This window comes from Streptomyces sp. NPDC030862, from assembly GCF_055571835.1.
Genome location: NZ_JBVIEN010000007.1, coordinates 72638 through 88483 on the forward strand (window position 1 = coordinate 72638; position 15846 = coordinate 88483).

Sequence of the window (15846 nt, forward strand, 5' to 3'; positions counted from 1 at the left end):
CTCAGCCCTCCCGTGCCGCCGCGCACACCCCGCGGCAGATCCGTGCCAGGTCCTCCGCCCCGGTGACGTACGGCGGCATCACGTACACCAGGTCCCGGAACGGACGCAGCCACACGCCCTCGCGCACCGCCGCCGCCGTCGCGGCCGCCATGTCCACCGGATGGTCCAGCTGTACGACGCCGATGGCGCCGAGCACCCGCACCTCGTGCACGCCCGGCAGTTCGCGCGCCTCCGCCAGCCCGTCCAGCAGGCCCGCCTCGATGCGCTTGACCTCCCGTGCCCAGTCCTGCTCCAGGAGCAGGTCGATCGAGGCGGAGGCGACGGCGGTGGCGAGGGGGTTGCCCATGAACGTCGGCCCGTGCGCCAGCACCGGCACCTCGCCCTGCGAGATGCCGTCTGCCACGCGCGGGGTGCACAGCGTCGCCGCGAGCGACAGATAGCCGCCGGTCAGCGCCTTGCCCAGACACATGACGTCCGGCGCCACGCCCGCCTGCTCGGCCGCGAACAGGGTGCCCGTCCGCCCGAAGCCGGTCGCGATCTCGTCGAAGACGAGCAGCACGTCGTGCGCGTCGCACGCCTCCCGCAGCACCCGCAGATACGCCGGGTCGTGGAAGCGCATCCCGCCCGCGCCCTGCACCACCGGCTCCACGATCACCGCGGCCAGCTCGTCGGCGTGGCGCGCGATCAGCTCCCTGAGCCCGTCCGCGTACGTCTCGTCGTACGCGGACGGCGGCGGCCCCGCGAAGAGCTGGCGGGGGAGCACCCCGGACCACAGCTCGTGCATGCCGCCCTCGGGGTCGCACACCGACATCGGCTGCCAGGTGTCGCCGTGGTAGCCGCCGCGCCAGGTCAGCAGCCGCTGCTTGGCCGGGCGGCCGATGGAGCGCCAGTACTGCAGGCACATCTTGACGGCGACCTCGACCGCCACCGAGCCCGAGTCGCACAGGAACACGTGGCGCAGAGGCTCGGGCGTGATCTCGACCAGCCGGGTGGCCAGCCGCACGGCGGGCTCGTGGGTGAGCCCGCCGAACATGACGTGGCTCATCCGGCCGAGCTGCCCGCTCGCGGCCTCGTTGAGCACCGGGTGGTTGTAGCCGTGGATCGCCGACCACCAGGACGACATGCCGTCGACCAACTCGCGGTGCCCGTGCGCCGGCTCCGCGAGCCGCAGCCGTACCCCGGAGGCGGACTCGACGACCAGCGGGTCGGTACGGCCCGGCATCGGGCCGTACGGGTGCCACACGTGCGCCCGGTCCAGCGCGACCAGTTCGCGGTGGGGGAGCGGCTCAGGCATTGGGCGCGAGATCCGTACCGGCGCCACGGCGGCGCACCGCGACCAGGTCGGGGCGGGCCGTCTGGGGCTCGGCCGCCGCGGGTGCCGCGGCCGGTGCCGTCGCCGGAACCGCCGCCGGAGCCTCCGCGTCCGAGCCGCAGACCGAGCCGGAGCCGCAGCCGCCGCCCGAGGAGCCACAGGACGCGGCGTCCGAGCGGTGCTCCGGCAGCGTCGTCGTGTCCGTGCCCTCCACCTCGAAACCGGCGTCCGCGATCATCTCCAGGTCCGCCTTGCCGGCCTGGCCCTCACTGGTGAGGTAGTCGCCCAGGAAGATCGAGTTCGCGAGGTGCAGCGCCAGCGGCTGGAGCGTGCGCAGGTGCACCTCGCGCCCGCCCGCGAGGCGGACCTCGACGTCCGGGCAGACGAACCGGACCATCGCCAGGATGCGCAGCGCCCGCTGCGGGGTGAGGTTCCACTCCTTGGCGAGCGGCGTGCCCTCGAAGGGGATGAGGAAGTTCACCGGCACCGAGTCCGGGTCCAGTTCGCGCAGCGCGAAGACCACGTCCACCAGGTCCTCGTCGCTCTCGCCCATGCCCGCGATGAGCCCGGAGCAGGCGGACAGGCCCGCGGCGTGCGCCTTTTGCACCGTGTCGACGCGGTCCGCGTAGGTGTGGGTGGTCGTGATGTCCCCGTACGTCCCCTCGGACGTGTTCAGGTTGTGGTTGTACGCGTCGGCACCCGCCGAGCGCAGCCGCTCCGCCTGGCCGTCCGAGAGCAGGCCCAGGCAGGCGCAGACCTCGACGCCCTCGTTCTCCTCCTTGATCGCCGCGATGGTCTGCGAGACGCGGTCCACGTCCCGGTCCGTCGGGCCGCGGCCGCTGGCGACCAGGCACACCCGCTTGGCCCCGCCCGCGACACCCGCGGCGGCCGCCTTCGAGGCCTCCTCCGGCTTCAGCCAGGTGTACTTGAGGATCTCGGCCTTGGACCCGAGCCGCTGGGAACAGTACGAGCAGTCCTCCGGGCACAGGCCGGACTTCAGATTGACCAGGTAGTTGAGCTTCACCCGGCGCCCGAACCACGCGCGCCGCACCTTGCCGGCCGCCGCCACCACATCGAGCAGCTCGTCGTCGGAGGTCGCCAGCACGGCGAGCGCTTCTTCGCGGGTCGGCAGCTCGCGCCGAAGCCCCTTGTCCACCAGCGTGTTCAACAGGTCCATGGCGCCGATCCTGTCCTACGGCACACCCCCTGGCCAAGGAGGAACCGGACAAGAGAGCGGCTGAGCGGTGTGTGTATGACCACACTGTGCCCCCCGCTGTCCCGGGCTAGGGTCTGTGCGCTGCCTACAAAAGGGACCCGACCCATGCCGCAGGAAGACCCCTTCGACTGGACCGACGCCGAGGCGCGCCGCCGCACGGACGCCGGTCTGGTGCGCGTGCTCCGCCCCCGGCCCGCCGAGCCGGAGCTGCTCGACCTGGCGAGCAACGACTACCTCGGCCTCACCCGTCACCCCGCCATCACGGCGGCGGCCGCCGAGGCCGCCCGCCGCTGGGGCGCCGGCGCCACCGGCTCGCGCCTGGTCACCGGCACCACCGAGCTCCACACCGAGCTGGAGCGCGAACTGGCGCACTTCTGCGGCTTCGAGGCGGCCCTGGTCTTCTCCTCCGGGTACGCGGCCAACCTGGCCGCCCTCACCGCGCTCAGCGCCCGTGGCTCCCTCATCGTCTCGGACGCGGGCAACCACGCCTCGATCGTCGACGGCTGCCGCCTCTCGCGCGCCGAGACCGCCGTCGTCCCGCACGCCGACCCCGACGCCGTCGACAAGACCCTCGGCGCCCACCCCGGCCGCCGCGCCCTCGCCGTGACCGACTCGGTCTTCTCGGTCGACGGCGACGCGGCGCCGCTGGCGGAACTCGCCGCCGCCTGCCGCGCGCACGGCGCCGCACTGGTCGTCGACGACGCGCACGGCCTCGGCGTGCTGGGCGACGGCGGGCGCGGGGCGCTGCACGCGGCGGGGCTCGCGGGCGACGCGGACGTCGTCGCCACGCTCACGCTCTCCAAGTCCCTGGGCAGCCAGGGCGGAGCGGTCCTCGGCCCGGCGCGCGTGATCGACCACCTGGTCAACGCCGCGCGGACCTTCATCTTCGACACGGGCCTGGCCCCGGCCGCGGCGGGCGCCGCGCTCGCCAGCCTGCGTCTGCTGCGCACCGAGCCGGGCCTGGCCGGGCGGGCGCGTACGGTCGCGGCCACCTTGCACGGGCGGCTGACGGCAGCGGGCCTGACCGCCGTGCGGCCGGACGCCGCCGTCGTCTCCGTACGCGCCCCGTCGCCGGAGCAGGCCGTGCGGTGGGCCGCGGACTGCCGCGCCGAGGGGCTGGCGGTGGGCTGCTTCCGGCCGCCGTCGGTGCCCGACGGGATCTCGCGCCTGCGGCTCACCGCCCGCGCCGATCTGACGGATGCTCAGATCGAGACGGCCGTGGCCACGATCCTCCGTACGGCCCCGGCCCCGGCCCCGGTCAGCCCGCCTGCTTCAGGGAGCTGACGAAGGACGTCCAGGCCGTCGGGGAGAACCGCAGCGGCGGCCTGGCGGTGTCCTTCGAATCGCGCACGGCCAGCCGCGCGGCGTCGAGGCGGGCCGCCTCGACGCAGTTGTTCATGCCCACGCTGCGGCTGCTGCGCCGCCACTGCGGGCCATCGTGGTGTGCGAGGTAAGCAGACATGTGGGGTGCCTCTCCCTGGGGGGTCTCTCGCCGATCAGGCGGGATCAGCGAGAACCCCTACGCGCCGTCACCGATCCCGGCGATGAGTTCCTCCGACTCCTCGGGCGTCAGGGCGTGCGCCTGCATGGTGCGGAACGCGGCGCTGTACGCCTCGAGGTCTTCCGTGCGTTCGAGATAGAGGCTACTCGTCAAGTGGTCGAGAACCACCACATCCAGATCAGACATGTTCGCGAAGGAGAAAATAATGAAAGGTCCGGAGAGGCCGACGTAACCGCCGACCGCGAACGGCAGCACCTGGAGCCGCACATGGGGAAGGTCCGCCAGCTCCCGCAAACGCCGCAGCTGCGCCCGCATCACCCCCGGGCCGCCCACCTCCCGCCGCAGCACCGCCTCGTCCAGTACCGCCTCCAGGCGCAGCGGCGGATCGCCGAACAGCACCTCCTGGCGGGCGAGCCGCACCTCCACCAGCGAGTCGACCGCCGTCACCGGCAGCCCGTCCAGCGCCGCGCGCGTCACCGCCCGCGCGTAGTCGGCCGTCTGCAGCAGGCCTGGCACCACCGAGGTCTCGAGTGTGCGCGCCGCGCACGCCTGCGACTCCAGGCTGATGAAGTCCTGGTACTGCGGCGGCAGCACGCCCCGGTACGCGTGCCACCACCCCGTGCCGCCGCCGTCCGCGGCCGCGCCGGAGAGGGCCTCCAGCAGCGCGCGCTGGCGCGGTTCGCGTACGCCGTAGGCGTCGAGCAGCCGTGACACGTCCTCGCCGGTCACCCCGCTGGCACCCGTCTCGATCCGGCTCACCTTCGACTGGTGCCAGCCGACGAGCCGGGCCGCGTCCCGGCTGGTGAGCCCGGCTCTCAGGCGCAGCCGCCGCAACTCCTCGCCGAGCTTGCGGCGCCGCACCGCCGGACCGTGCCGCGTGCCCCGCACGACAGCCCCACCTCCCGCCCTCCGGAACGCTGGACCAACCCGCCAGTCTGCCCGCGGGAACCGCTCTCGCGTAGCAGGGTTCACCGCTTCGAGCGACAGATATATGCATATCTTGGGGGATCGGCCCCACCCGGGGCGACATAAGTGGCACTCTGGCGCGAAGCGCAATCCGAGGCCGTCCTCGCACAACATCCGCTCCCTGTCGGAGTCCGGCCCCGGTGGGAAAGGGACAGCGTCGCCATGGCAGACCACCAGGAAGCATCCGTCACTCTGCCGAGCGATCCAGCCTCGGTCTCCGCAGCCCGCAGATACGTGGCGGACGTTCTTACCGAATGGGGCCTGCCGGCCGAGTCCGACACGGCGGACGCGGTACGGCTGATCGTCTCCGAGCTCACCACCAACGCCGTTCAGCACACCTTCGGGCAGTCGCCGACCTTCACGGTGGACATCCGGCTGGAACGGGACGAGCAGCTGCGCATCGGTGTCACCGACAGCCACCCGCGCTGGCCGCAGCGCCTGCCCGCGGCCGTCCAGCAGGACAACGGCCGCGGCATGGTCATCATCCGCTGGCTCACCGCCGAACGCGGTGGCCGCCTGACGGTCACTCCGACCGGCGAGGGCGGCAAGACGGTGTGGATCGTCCTGCCCTGGCCCGTCCCCGTCCGGGGCTGAGCGCACGCCCGGTACGGCGGCGGCCCCGTACCGCCCGGTCGTGCGGTACGGGGCGTACGAGCCCTCGTGTCAGCGCACGCGCCCGTAGTAGACCGACTTCGACCAGATGCGGTCGAGCTTGACCACCGAACCCGACTTCGGTGAGTGCCAGATCTTGTTGTCACCGGCGTACAGGCCCACGTGGTAGACGCGTCCACCGGAGTGGAAGAAGACCAGGTCACCCTTCTGCCGCTGCGACGTGGAGATGTGGCGGGTCTTGTTGTACTGCTGCTGCGCGGTGCGCGGCAGTGTCTTGCCGGCCTTCTTGTACGAGTAGAGCGTGAGGCCGGAGCAGTCGAACCGGGACGGGCCCGCTGCCCCGTATGCGTACGGGGAGCCCTTCTTCGACGCGGCGACGTTCAGCGCCTTCGAGGCGTGCGTCGCGGCGGCGGCCTCGGCCTGGGGGACGGCGCCCGGCGCCAGCATGGTGCCGCCGACGGCGGCGAGCGTCAGTGCCGAGACGGCACCGGCTCGGGACAGCAGAGACGGGACATGAATCTGCGCGGTCATAGCGCAACCCTTCGTCAGCCGCCTGTGAAGGATGACCTGTCGGGTTCGGGCTGGCGAAGTTGCCCGGCCGCTGACGCGGCTTCACCCCAAGGGGCGGCCATGGTGCGCTCGCCCCGGACTGCTTGGGTCCTCCACTCCTGCCGATCCACTCCTGTCGACCAGTCGTCCGGACGGCGGCAGGACTCGGCGTCCGCCCGGACCGCCCCGCCGCGGTGGCGGGGGCTTGTCGTCGAAGGGATCTTGACCCATGACAGGGCGAAATTCCGAGCCGAAACGGAGTTATGTGAGGCTCCTCACGACTGATCCATTCGAGTGGACAGAGGCGTTTTGGCGCGACGCGACGGCCGATTGATGATCCGTGGACCAGCGGCGGAAGGTGATGTTCCGCCAGATGCGTACACCATGGGCGCAACTCGTACAGTGCGTAATTCCCTCGTTTGCGTACGCCGAACGAGGGTGGCTCGTCGGCCCTTCTGCGCCCATCCGTGCTACGCGGAAATCCCTCATCAGGCGGGCTCCTGAGGGGTCGTCACCCGCGCAGCCCGACATTCGCCATCGAGAACACGCGGCGCACGCGCCAGCGTCCGGGTGTGCACCTCGCCCTCTCGTGCTCATGCGTCGGGATCGGTGCCTCCCGCGGTGCGGCCGTGCGCCCGGCGAGCGCCCGGTTGATCCGCTCCGGGGGTGGGGAAGCGTGCCGGATCGTTTCGTCGTCCTCGTGCGGGTGACCGGGCGCGTACCCGGGGTGTGGGGGTGGGTAGCCAGGGGCCGACTCGAGCCAACCGGCGAGTCAGACCCCGTCACCCCGCCACAGGGAGGGAATCCGTATGCGTCGCATCGCGGCCGTCGTCCTCGGAACCATCGCACTCCTCGGATCCACCGTCACCACCGCCTCGGCGGTGGCGGTGCCGGACCCCACCGCCGTCGTCGACTGCGTCACCACCAGCGCGACCGACCTGACCACCGTCGTCGACCCCGCCTCGCTCGCCCTGCCCTCGGAGGTCCCGGGCGCGAGCTGCCTGGCCGTCTGAGGCGGGCACCGCGGCTTGCCGGGCGGCACGGGCGCACCCGTACCGCCCGGCGAGCGGCCGCGCCTCGTATACGACCCGTGCTGCGGGCCCGGTGGGCGGCCGCTCATGTCCCATGGCCAGGCAAAGCCGTAGTTAACGTGCCGGAAAAACTTCTGCCCGAGATTGAAATATCTCTCCCTCACAATGTTTCCGCAGGTCAACAGAGTGTTGAAGCCGGATAGGGTCCCGCTGCCGCCCGGGGTCGTGCCGGGCGGGAACATGTGAGGTGAAACGTGCAACTGAGCCCGCACGAGCAGGAGCGCCTGCTCATCCATGTCGCTGCCGACGTGGCGGAGAAGCGCAGGGCACGCGGGGTGAGGCTCAACCACCCCGAGGCCGTCGCCCTCATCACCGCGCACATCCTGGAGGGGGCCAGGGACGGCCGGACCGTCGCCGAGCTCATGGCGTCCGGGCGCAAGGTGCTCAGCCGGGACGACGTCATGGAGGGCATCCCCGAGATGATCCACGACGTCCAGGTCGAGGCGACCTTCCCCGACGGCACCAAGCTCGTCACCGTCCACGAGCCGATCGTCTGACGGGGCCCGCCACCGATGATCCCCGGAGAGATCCTCTACGCCGACGAGCCCGTGCCCCTCAACGAAGGCCGCCCCGTCACCCGCCTCACCGTGCTCAACGCCGCCGACCGCCCCGTGCAGGTCGGCTCCCACTACCACTTCGCCGAGGTCAACCCGGGCCTCGCGTTCGACCGCCCCGCCGCCCGCGGCCTGCGGCTCAACATCGCCGCCGGCACCGCCGTGCGCTTCGAGCCCGGCATCCCCGTCGACGTGGAACTCGTCCCGCTCGCCGGCCTGCGCGTCGTCCCCGGCCTGCGCGGACAGACCGGAGGTGCCCTCGATGGCTGAGCTCGCCCGCCCCCAGTACGCCGACCTCTTCGGCCCCACGACCGGCGACCGGATCCGACTCGCCGACACCGACCTGCTCGTCGAGATCGAGGAGGACCGCTCCGGCGGCCCCGGCCGCTCCGGCGACGAGGCGGTCTTCGGCGGCGGCAAGGTCATCCGCGAGTCCATGGGCCAGGCCCGCACCACCCGCGCCGAAGGCGCCCCGGACACCGTCATCACCGGCGCCGTCGTCCTCGACCACTGGGGCGTCGTCAAGGCGGACGTCGGCATCCGCGACGGCCGCATCACCGGCATCGGCAAGGCCGGCAACCCCGACACCATGGACGGCGTCCACCCGGACCTCGTCATCGGCCCCGAGACCGAGATCATCGCCGGCAACGGCAAGATCCTCACCGCGGGCGCCGTCGACGCGCACATCCACTTCATCTCGCCGACCGTCGTCGAACAGGCGCTCACCTCCGGCATCACCACCCTCGTCGGCGGCGGCACCGGCCCCGCCGAGGGCAGCAAGGCCACCACCGTCACCCCCGGTCCCTGGCACCTCGCCCGGATGTTCGAGGCGCTGGAGACGTACCCCGTCAACATCGGCCTGCTCGGCAAGGGCAACACGATGTCGCGCGAGGCGATGCACTCCCAGCTGCGCGGCGGCGCCCTCGGGTTCAAGATCCACGAGGACTGGGGGGCGACCCCGGCCGTCATCGACGCCTGCCTCCGCGTCTGCGACGAGACCGGCGCCCAACTGGCCATCCACACCGACACGCTCAACGAAGCCGGATTCGTCGGCGACACCCTCGCCGCCATCGCGGGCCGCACCATCCACGCGTACCACACCGAGGGCGCGGGCGGCGGTCACGCCCCCGACATCATCACCGTGGTCTCCGAGCCGTACGTCCTGCCCAGCTCCACCAACCCGACCCGCCCCCACACCGTCAACACGCTCGACGAACACCTCGACATGCTGATGGTCTGCCACCACCTCAACCCGGCCGTCCCCGAGGACCTGGCGTTCGCCGAGTCCCGCATCCGGCCCTCGACCATCGCGGCCGAGGACATCCTGCACGACATGGGCGCCATCTCGATCATCTCCTCCGACTCCCAGGCGATGGGCCGCGTCGGCGAGGTGATCCTGCGGACCTGGCAGACCGCGCACGTGATGAAGCGCCGCCGCGGCGCCCTGCCCGGCGACGGCCGCGCCGACAACCACCGCGTACGCCGCTACGTCGCCAAGTACACGATCAACCCGGCCGTCGCGCAGGGCCTCGACCACCAGATCGGCTCCGTCGAGACCGGCAAGCTGGCCGACCTGGTGCTCTGGGACCCGGCGTTCTTCGGCGTGAAGCCGCAGACCGTCATCAAGGGCGGGCAGATCGCGTACGCGCAGATGGGCGACGCCAACGCGTCCATCCCCACGCCCCAGCCGGTCATGCCCCGCCCCATGTTCGGCGCACTGGGCCGGGCCGCGGCGGCGGGCTCGTACAACTTCGTCACGCAGAGCGCCCTCGACGACGGCCTGCCCGAACGGCTCGGACTGCACAAGGGGTTCACGGCGATCGAGAGCACCCGGGGCGTCACCAAGGCCGACATGCGGGAGAACGACGCCCTGCCGCGCGTCGAGGTCGACGCCGACACCTTCACGGTGACGATCGACGGCGACCCGGTCGACCCGGCGCCCGCCGCCGAACTGCCCATGGCCCAGCGTTACTTCCTCTTCTGAGGTCGCCGCCGATGTCCCGCGCTGCTCTGCTCGTCCTCGCCGACGGCCGGTTCCCCGCCGGTGGCCACGCCCACTCCGGCGGCGCCGAACCGGCCGTCAAGGCGGGGCGCCTCCGCGACGCCCGCGACCTGGAGGCCTTCTGCCGCGGCCGCCTGCACACCACGGGCCTCACCTCCGCCGGTGTGGCCGCCGCGGCCGCCCTCGGCCTCGACCCCGCCGCCCTGGACGAGGCCGCCGACGCCCGCACCCCCTCGCCCGCGCTGCGCGCCACCGCCCGCAAGCTCGGCCGCCAGATGCTGCGGGCCGCCCGCGCCACCTGGCCGGGACCCGAACTCGACGCGCTCGCCCGTGCGTTCCCGCGCGGCGTGCACCAGCCGGTCGTGCTGGGGCTCGCCGCGCGGGCGGCCGGGCTCGGGCCCGAGGACGCGGCGCACTGCGTCGCGTACGAGACGGTCAGCGGCCCCGCCACGGCCGCCGTCCGCCTGCTGAGCCTCGACCCCTTCCACGCCACCGCCGTGCTGGCCCGCCTCGCCCCCGCCATGGACGAGGTGGCCGCCCGGGCCGCGGACGCCGCCCGGCAGGGCATCGACGCGCTGCCCGCCGCCTCCGCACCGCTGCTCGACATCACCGCCGAACAGCACGCCGCCTGGCCCGTACGCCTCTTCGCCTCGTAAACACAAGGAGCTCCCCGTGCACCTCGACCACACCCACGACGGCCCCGCCGCCGTCAGCGCCGACGCCCACCGCCCCGACGGCACCCGCCGCGCCCTGCGCATCGGCCTCGGCGGCCCCGTCGGCTCCGGCAAGACCGCCACCGTCGCCGCACTCTGCCGCGAACTGCGCGACCAGCTGTCCATCGCGGTCGTCACCAACGACATCTACACCCGCGAGGACGCCGAGTTCCTGCTGCGCAACGCCGTCCTGCCGCCCGAGCGCATCCAGGCCGTGGAGACCGGCGCCTGCCCGCACACCGCGATCCGCGACGACATCTCCGCCAACCTCGAAGCCGTCGAGGACCTCGAAGACACGGTCGGCCCGCTCGACCTGATCCTCGTCGAGTCCGGCGGCGACAACCTCACCGCCACCTTCTCCAAAGGCCTCGTCGACGCCCAGATCTTCGTCATCGACGTCGCCGGCGGCGACGACATCCCCCGCAAGGGCGGCCCCGGCGTCTCCACCGCCGACCTGCTCGTCATCAACAAGACCGACCTCGCCCCGTACGTCGGCTCCGACCTGGAGCGGATGGCCCGCGACGCCAAGGAGCAACGCGGCGACCTCCCCGTCGCCTTCACCTCGCTCACCGGCGAGCAGGGCGTCGCGCCCGTCGCCGCCTGGGTGCGCGAGCGGCTCGCGGCCTGGACCGCATGAGCCTCCACGCCACCCCTCGGGCCGTCGCCACCCCTCGCGTCGTCGCCACCGCCCGGATCGTCGCCACCCCCGCCGGGCTGCCGGTCCTCCAGAGCGACGGGCCGCTCGCCCTGCGCCGCACCCGGGCCGCCGGCCCGTACCACCGGGTGACCGTCGTCGGCGCGATGACCGCCCCGCTGGGCGGCGACCGGCTCGCCCTCGAGGCGGACGTACGGGACGGGGCGCGGCTCACCGTGGACTCGGCGGCCGCGACGGTGGCCCTGCCCGGCCGGGTCGCCGACGAGGCGCACTACGACGTCCGCCTGGCGGTCGGCCGGGACGCGGAGCTGCGCTGGCTGCCGGAGCAGCTGATCTCCGCGCACGGCTCGGTCCTCCGCATGCGCACGACCGTCGAACTCGCCGACACCGCACGGCTGGTGCTGCGCGAGGAACAGGTCCTCGGCCGCCACGGCGAGGCCCCCGGCACCCTCGCCACCCGCCTCACCGTGCGCCGCGCCGGGCGCGCCCTGCTGGACCAGGAGCTGGCGTACGGCCCCGGCGCGCCCGGCGGCTGGGACGGGCCGGCCGTCCTCGCCGGGCACCGCGCCGTCGGGCAGCTCCTCGTCGTGGACCCCGCCTTCGCCGACCGGCCGGTCGAGCCGTGCCCGCTGGGCGGGACCGCCGTTCTCACCCCGCTCGCCGGGCCCGCGGCCCTGGTGACGGCCGTCGCCGCGGACGCGCTGCGCCTGCGGCGCGTCCTGGACGAGGCGCAGGCCCACCTGGCGGGCCCGGGCGTGTTGCCGTAACGGCAACAACAGTTGGCGCGTCCGGGGCCTGAGCGGCAGCCTCGTCCTCGTCGAGGCCCGCCCGGGCCATCGAAGCCGTCGAGAACCAGGAGGCCGCACCATGCCCACGCCCAACAACCGCGTCCACCACGTCCGCGCCGGCGAGCTGGACGGCCACGCCGCCATCAGCGGTTCCACGGTCGGGTCGAAGAAGCTCTGGATGGGCATGGTGGTGAACCCGCCGCTGAGCGCCACGGACAACCACCACCACGGGGACTCGGAGGCCGGGATCTACGTCGTCAGCGGCCACCCGGTCTTCGTCTACCACGACGGCACCCGGGAGGTGCGGATCGCCGGAGGCCCGGGCGACTTCTTCCTCGTCCCGCCGTTCGTCCCGCACCGTGAGGAGAACCCCGACCCGCACGAGCCCGCGGTCGTCGTGATCGCCCGGACCACACAGGAACCGATCAAGGTCTCCGTACCCGAGCTGTACCGGCTCACGGAGGAGCCGGCCTAGCTGTTCCTCACCGCCGCAACCTCGGGAGCCTGCGGCCCTGTTGGCCGGTCTCACGCGCCTTCACCGTGGCCGCGTACTCGTCCACGTACTCCTGTCCCGACAGGGCGAGGATGCTGTACATGATCTCGTCGGTGACGGCGCGGAGCACCGCCTTCTCGTCCTCCATCCCCGCGAACCGCGAGAAGTCCAGCGGCTCGCCGAAACGGATCGTGACGCGCTTGATCCTGGGGACGACCTGTCCCGGCGGCTGGATCTCGAACGTCCCGACCATCGCGCAGGGGATCACCGGCACCCCGGCCTTGAGGGCCATCACCGCGACCCCGACCTTGCCCTTGTAGAGCCGGCCGTCGTGCGAGCGCGTGCCCTCCGGGTAGATCCCGAGCAGCTCGCCCTTGGCCAGCACGCCCAGCCCCTCGCGGATCGCCGCCCGCCCGGCCTCCTTGCCGGAGCGGTCCACCGGGATCTGCCCCGCGCTGCGGAAGAAGGCCGCGGTCAGCCGGCCCTTGAGCCCGGGACCGGTGAAGTACTCCCGCTTCGCCAGGAAGGTGATGCGCCGCTTCAGCACGGCCGGCATGAGGAAGTGGTCCGAGAACGACAGGTGGTTCCCCGCGACGATCGCCGGGCCGTGCTGCGGAATGTGCTCCAGCCCCTCGGTCCTCGGCCTGAACAGCAACCGGAGCACCGGCCCGAGCAACACGTACTTGAGCACGTAGTAGAACATCGTGGGTTGGCTCCCTACTCTGCCGGACGGCTTCGGAGCTGTGCCTGATGACGGATCGGAAAGTCATCTTGTCCTATACCCGATCCTCGCCCGTGCTGCCGTGTACCCGTGTCGACGCCGACGTGTTCGGGCCGCGCCCGCGCCCGTCCGGGCGGTGGGACCCGCCAAGCGGGGTACATGGGGACGGACCTGTCCGGGCGACGAAGGGTGAGGACGTGCGAAGGCAGCTGCTGTGGACGCTGGTCATGCGAGGGGTGGCGGCCCTGCTGTTCGGGCTGGTGGCGCTGATGTGGCCGGGGGTGACGGTGCTGGCGCTCGCTCTGCTGTTCGGCGTCTACGCGCTCGTCGACGGCGTCGTCCTGCTGGTCGGTGCCTTCCGCCGGGAGGGCGACCGGGGACACCGCGTGGCGCACGCGGTGGGCGGAGCGCTCGGCGTCACCGCGGGTGTGATCACCATCATCTGGCCGGGCGTCACCGCGCTGGCACTGGTCGTCCTGGTCGGCGCGTGGGCGGTGGTCACCGGCGTCGCGGAGATCTGGGCAGCCGCGCGCTTCCGTCGTGAACTGCACCACGAGTGGGTCCTGTACGTCGCCGGTGTGGCCTCCGTGATCGCCGGGGTTCTCCTCTGGGCCTGGCCCGGCGCGGGGGCGATCACCCTCGCCCAGGTCACCGGGGTCTACGCGCTGATCTCCGGCGCACTGGTGCTGGCCGCGGCCCGGCGGCTGCGTGGCGCCACCACGGCCGCCCACTCGGCGCGGCACGCCCGGCACGCTTAGACGGCGTCGCACGCCGTGCCCAGGAGGTGATGGCAACGACTTGGTTAGGGATGCGCATCTGCGGGAAGACGCCGGAGGAAGAAGGCCGGCGAGGGGACCAGGAGCACATGGGGGGCAGCGCTTATGCGTAGGGACAGCACGGCCTCCCTCGAGGCCACGAGACCGGTCCGGGTGAAAACCGCCTCCGCCTCACGGACCTTCCCCGATGCGCGCGGCGCCATCGCGGCGGCGAGGGACTTCACCGCGTCGTTCCTTGTGGCGCAGGCGGACGCGGGGGTGCCGATGGGGCAGCGCACCGTGGAGGACGCCCGGCTGGTGGTGAGCGAGCTGGTCACCAATGTCGTACGCCACGCGGCGGGGCCCTGCCGCGTGGAGCTGGCCCTCGCCCGCGGCATGCTGGAGATCGCCGTATCGGACGCCTACGCGGTGGCCCCGATCGCCCACGCGCCCGACCCGGGAAGGGTGGGACAGCATGGACTGGAGATCGTCCTCGCGCTGTGTGAGAGCGTGGACGTGGAGCCGATCCCTTCGGGGAAGCGCGTGCGGGCGCGCCTGAGAGTGACGTGACCGAGAGCGCGGTTCGGAGGAGGAAAGCGGGAATGGAGCCCTCTGGGGTGCAGGTACGAGTGGAGCCCCGGCCGGCCGGCGTCGGTGTCGTCACCATCAGCGGCCAGCTCGACTACGACGGAGTCGCCGTCCTGGAGCAAGCGGTCACGTCCGCCCAGGCGCAAGGTCTGCGCAATCTGCTCCTGGACTTGTCCCCTCTGACGTTCATGGACTCCTCGGGGGTCAACGCCTTCCTCCGGGCACAGCGCGCCACCACCTCCACCGGCGGCTGGCTCCGGCTCGCCAGCGCCCAGCCGTCCGTGCTCAGAGTCATCGAGCTCGTCGGTCTCGGCCAGGCGATCCCGCTGTACGGCACCGTGGAGGAAGCGCTGGAAAGCTGAGCCGAGAACGCGGCCCACTCCGGGTGGCATGGGAAGCCGAGGAGGGGGTAGGCGCGGCTTACTGGCTTGCCAGAGCTCGAACAACGTGTGCTGATGTGATGTGGGAGGGGACAGGGCGATGACGACTGTTGTGGCGAGGGGAACGGAAACGCCGGCCGGGGTCGAGGCGCTGCCCGAGATCACCGACCCCGGCAGCCTCGCCCCGAAGGACGCCCGAGCCCTGTCGAAGATGTTCTTCGACAAGCTGACGGTTCTCGAAGAGGGCACGCCGGAGTACCAGTACGCCCGCAACACCCTCATCGAGATGAACATGTCGCTCGTCCGATACGCCGCCGGCAGATTCCGCAGCCGCGGCGACCAGATGGAAGACATCGTTCAGGTCGGCATGATCGGCCTGATCAAGGCGATCGACCGCTTCGAACTCTCCAGGGAGGTCGAGTTCGCCACCTTCGCCGTGCCGTACATCGTCGGCGAGATCAAGCGGTTCTTCCGCGACACCTCGTGGGCCGTCCACGTGCCGCGCCGCTTGCAGGAAGCACGCGTCGAACTGGCCAAGGCCACCGAAGAACTCGGCACCCGGCTCGGCCGTTCCCCCAAGGTCAGCGAACTGGCCGCCCTGATGGACCTCTCCGAAGACGAGGTCATCGAGGCCCAGCTGGCCTCGAACGGGTACAACTCGACGTCCCTCGACGGGGCGATCAACAGCGGCGACGACGACGACACGGCCCTCGCCGACTTCATCGGCGCGGAAGACCCGGGCATGGAACTGGTGGAGAACTTCCAGTCCCTGGCACCCCTGATCCACCAGCTCGACGAACGCGAACGCCGCATCATCCACCTGCGGTTCGTCGAGGAACTCACCCAGGCCCAGATCGGTGAACAGCTGGGCGTCTCCCAGATGCAGGTCTCCCGACTGCTCACACGTATCCTCGTGCGTCTGCGTACGGGGATGCTCACCTCGCACTGAG

General features: G+C 72.2%; 20 protein-coding genes and 1 riboswitch. Of the genes, 14 read left to right on the top strand and 6 right to left on the bottom strand.

The genetic code is table 11. The annotated features are described in order from the left end of the window. Position 1 precedes the first annotated feature (1 nt). Together ACZ42X_RS19770 and bioB are read right to left on the bottom strand one after the other, a co-directional pair. Entirely contained in the window at positions 2-1294 is a 1293-nt protein-coding gene (locus tag ACZ42X_RS19770; RefSeq protein WP_468291441.1) for an adenosylmethionine--8-amino-7-oxononanoate transaminase, read from the bottom strand. Then, the gene (bioB, locus tag ACZ42X_RS19775) at positions 1287-2489 is read right to left on the bottom strand and encodes a biotin synthase BioB (protein ID WP_468291444.1); all 1203 of its coding nucleotides are present in this window, start codon (positions 2487-2489) and stop codon (positions 1287-1289) included. The genes ACZ42X_RS19770 and bioB overlap by 8 nt, the downstream gene beginning before the upstream one ends. 144 nt (positions 2490-2633) lie before the next feature. Between bioB and ACZ42X_RS19780 the strand changes: the two genes are divergently transcribed. Then, positions 2634-3812 carry an 8-amino-7-oxononanoate synthase gene (locus ACZ42X_RS19780; protein ID WP_468291447.1) on the top strand — a complete coding sequence of 393 codons (1179 nt, stop codon included), beginning with the start codon at positions 2634-2636 and terminating at the stop codon, positions 3810-3812. Here ACZ42X_RS19780 and ACZ42X_RS19785 read toward each other — a convergent pair. Beyond that, positions 3787-3990, bottom strand: coding sequence for a DUF397 domain-containing protein (locus ACZ42X_RS19785; RefSeq protein ID WP_468291450.1), 204 nt, complete (start codon positions 3988-3990; stop codon positions 3787-3789). The genes ACZ42X_RS19780 and ACZ42X_RS19785 overlap by 26 nt on opposite strands. Positions 3991-4047: 57 nt before the next feature. Further along, positions 4048-4917, bottom strand: a complete 870-nt coding sequence (locus ACZ42X_RS19790) for a helix-turn-helix domain-containing protein (protein ID WP_468291453.1) — start codon at positions 4915-4917, stop codon at positions 4048-4050. Positions 4918-5157: 240 nt separating this feature from the next. Between ACZ42X_RS19790 and ACZ42X_RS19795 the strand changes: the two genes are divergently transcribed. Beyond that, on the top strand, positions 5158-5589 hold the full coding sequence (locus tag ACZ42X_RS19795; protein ID WP_468291456.1) for an ATP-binding protein: 432 nt from the start codon (positions 5158-5160) through the stop codon (positions 5587-5589). 69 nt (positions 5590-5658) lie between these two features. Here ACZ42X_RS19795 and ACZ42X_RS19800 read toward each other — a convergent pair whose 3' ends face one another. Continuing rightward, a complete protein-coding gene (locus ACZ42X_RS19800; RefSeq protein ID WP_468291459.1) occupies positions 5659-6138 on the bottom strand; it encodes a C40 family peptidase in 480 nt (159 codons plus the stop codon). A gap of 4 nt (positions 6139-6142) precedes the next feature. Continuing rightward, positions 6143-6305: riboswitch (cyclic di-AMP (ydaO/yuaA leader) on the bottom strand. 660 nt (positions 6306-6965) lie between these two features. Between ACZ42X_RS19800 and ACZ42X_RS19805 the strand changes: the two genes are divergently transcribed. The 8 genes from ACZ42X_RS19805 to ACZ42X_RS19840 all read left to right on the top strand — a co-directional run bounded on the left by ACZ42X_RS19805 (position 6966) and on the right by ACZ42X_RS19840 (position 12434). Continuing rightward, a complete protein-coding gene (locus ACZ42X_RS19805; RefSeq protein WP_468291462.1) occupies positions 6966-7169 on the top strand; it encodes a hypothetical protein in 204 nt (67 codons plus the stop codon). Between the two features lie 272 nt (positions 7170-7441). Then, positions 7442-7744 carry an urease subunit gamma gene (locus ACZ42X_RS19810; protein ID WP_355368514.1) on the top strand — a complete coding sequence of 101 codons (303 nt, stop codon included), beginning with the start codon at positions 7442-7444 and terminating at the stop codon, positions 7742-7744. A gap of 15 nt (positions 7745-7759) precedes the next feature. Beyond that, on the top strand, positions 7760-8071 hold the full coding sequence (locus ACZ42X_RS19815; RefSeq protein WP_361420440.1) for an urease subunit beta: 312 nt from the start codon (positions 7760-7762) through the stop codon (positions 8069-8071). After that, positions 8064-9785 (top strand): urease subunit alpha, encoded by a 1722-nt coding sequence (locus ACZ42X_RS19820; protein WP_468291466.1) that lies wholly within the window; start codon positions 8064-8066, stop codon positions 9783-9785. The genes ACZ42X_RS19815 and ACZ42X_RS19820 overlap by 8 nt, the downstream gene beginning before the upstream one ends. 11 nt (positions 9786-9796) lie before the next feature. Next, positions 9797-10459 (top strand): urease accessory protein UreF, encoded by a 663-nt coding sequence (locus ACZ42X_RS19825; protein ID WP_468291469.1) that lies wholly within the window; start codon positions 9797-9799, stop codon positions 10457-10459. A 16-nt stretch (positions 10460-10475) separates the two neighbouring features. Further along, positions 10476-11153: an urease accessory protein UreG gene (ureG, locus tag ACZ42X_RS19830; RefSeq protein ID WP_468291472.1), complete on the top strand. Its 678-nt coding sequence runs from the start codon at positions 10476-10478 to the stop codon at positions 11151-11153. After that, complete coding sequence (locus ACZ42X_RS19835; RefSeq protein WP_468291475.1) at positions 11150-11938, top strand: urease accessory protein UreD; 789 nt, start codon at positions 11150-11152, stop codon at positions 11936-11938. Before ureG ends, ACZ42X_RS19835 begins: the two co-directional genes overlap by 4 nt. A gap of 100 nt (positions 11939-12038) precedes the next feature. Continuing rightward, entirely contained in the window at positions 12039-12434 is a 396-nt protein-coding gene (locus ACZ42X_RS19840; protein WP_468291478.1) for a cupin domain-containing protein, read from the top strand. Positions 12435-12441: 7 nt separating this feature from the next. On the opposite strand, the gene ACZ42X_RS19845 is transcribed toward ACZ42X_RS19840, so the two are convergent. Next, complete coding sequence (locus ACZ42X_RS19845; protein WP_468291481.1) at positions 12442-13155, bottom strand: lysophospholipid acyltransferase family protein; 714 nt, start codon at positions 13153-13155, stop codon at positions 12442-12444. Positions 13156-13370: 215 nt separating this feature from the next. Here ACZ42X_RS19845 and ACZ42X_RS19850 point away from each other — a divergent pair, with 215 nt between their 5' ends. From ACZ42X_RS19850 to ACZ42X_RS19865, 4 genes are all read left to right on the top strand, one after another. After that, positions 13371-13931 (top strand): HdeD family acid-resistance protein, encoded by a 561-nt coding sequence (locus ACZ42X_RS19850; protein WP_468291484.1) that lies wholly within the window; start codon positions 13371-13373, stop codon positions 13929-13931. Between the two features lie 171 nt (positions 13932-14102). Then, positions 14103-14498 (top strand): ATP-binding protein, encoded by a 396-nt coding sequence (locus tag ACZ42X_RS19855; protein ID WP_468291487.1) that lies wholly within the window; start codon positions 14103-14105, stop codon positions 14496-14498. Positions 14499-14545: 47 nt separating this feature from the next. Then, positions 14546-14878: an STAS domain-containing protein gene (locus ACZ42X_RS19860; protein ID WP_361420414.1), complete on the top strand. Its 333-nt coding sequence runs from the start codon at positions 14546-14548 to the stop codon at positions 14876-14878. Between the two features lie 118 nt (positions 14879-14996). After that, positions 14997-15845, top strand: a complete 849-nt coding sequence (locus ACZ42X_RS19865; RefSeq protein WP_468291491.1) for an RNA polymerase sigma factor SigF — start codon at positions 14997-14999, stop codon at positions 15843-15845. Position 15846: the final 1 nt, after the last annotated feature.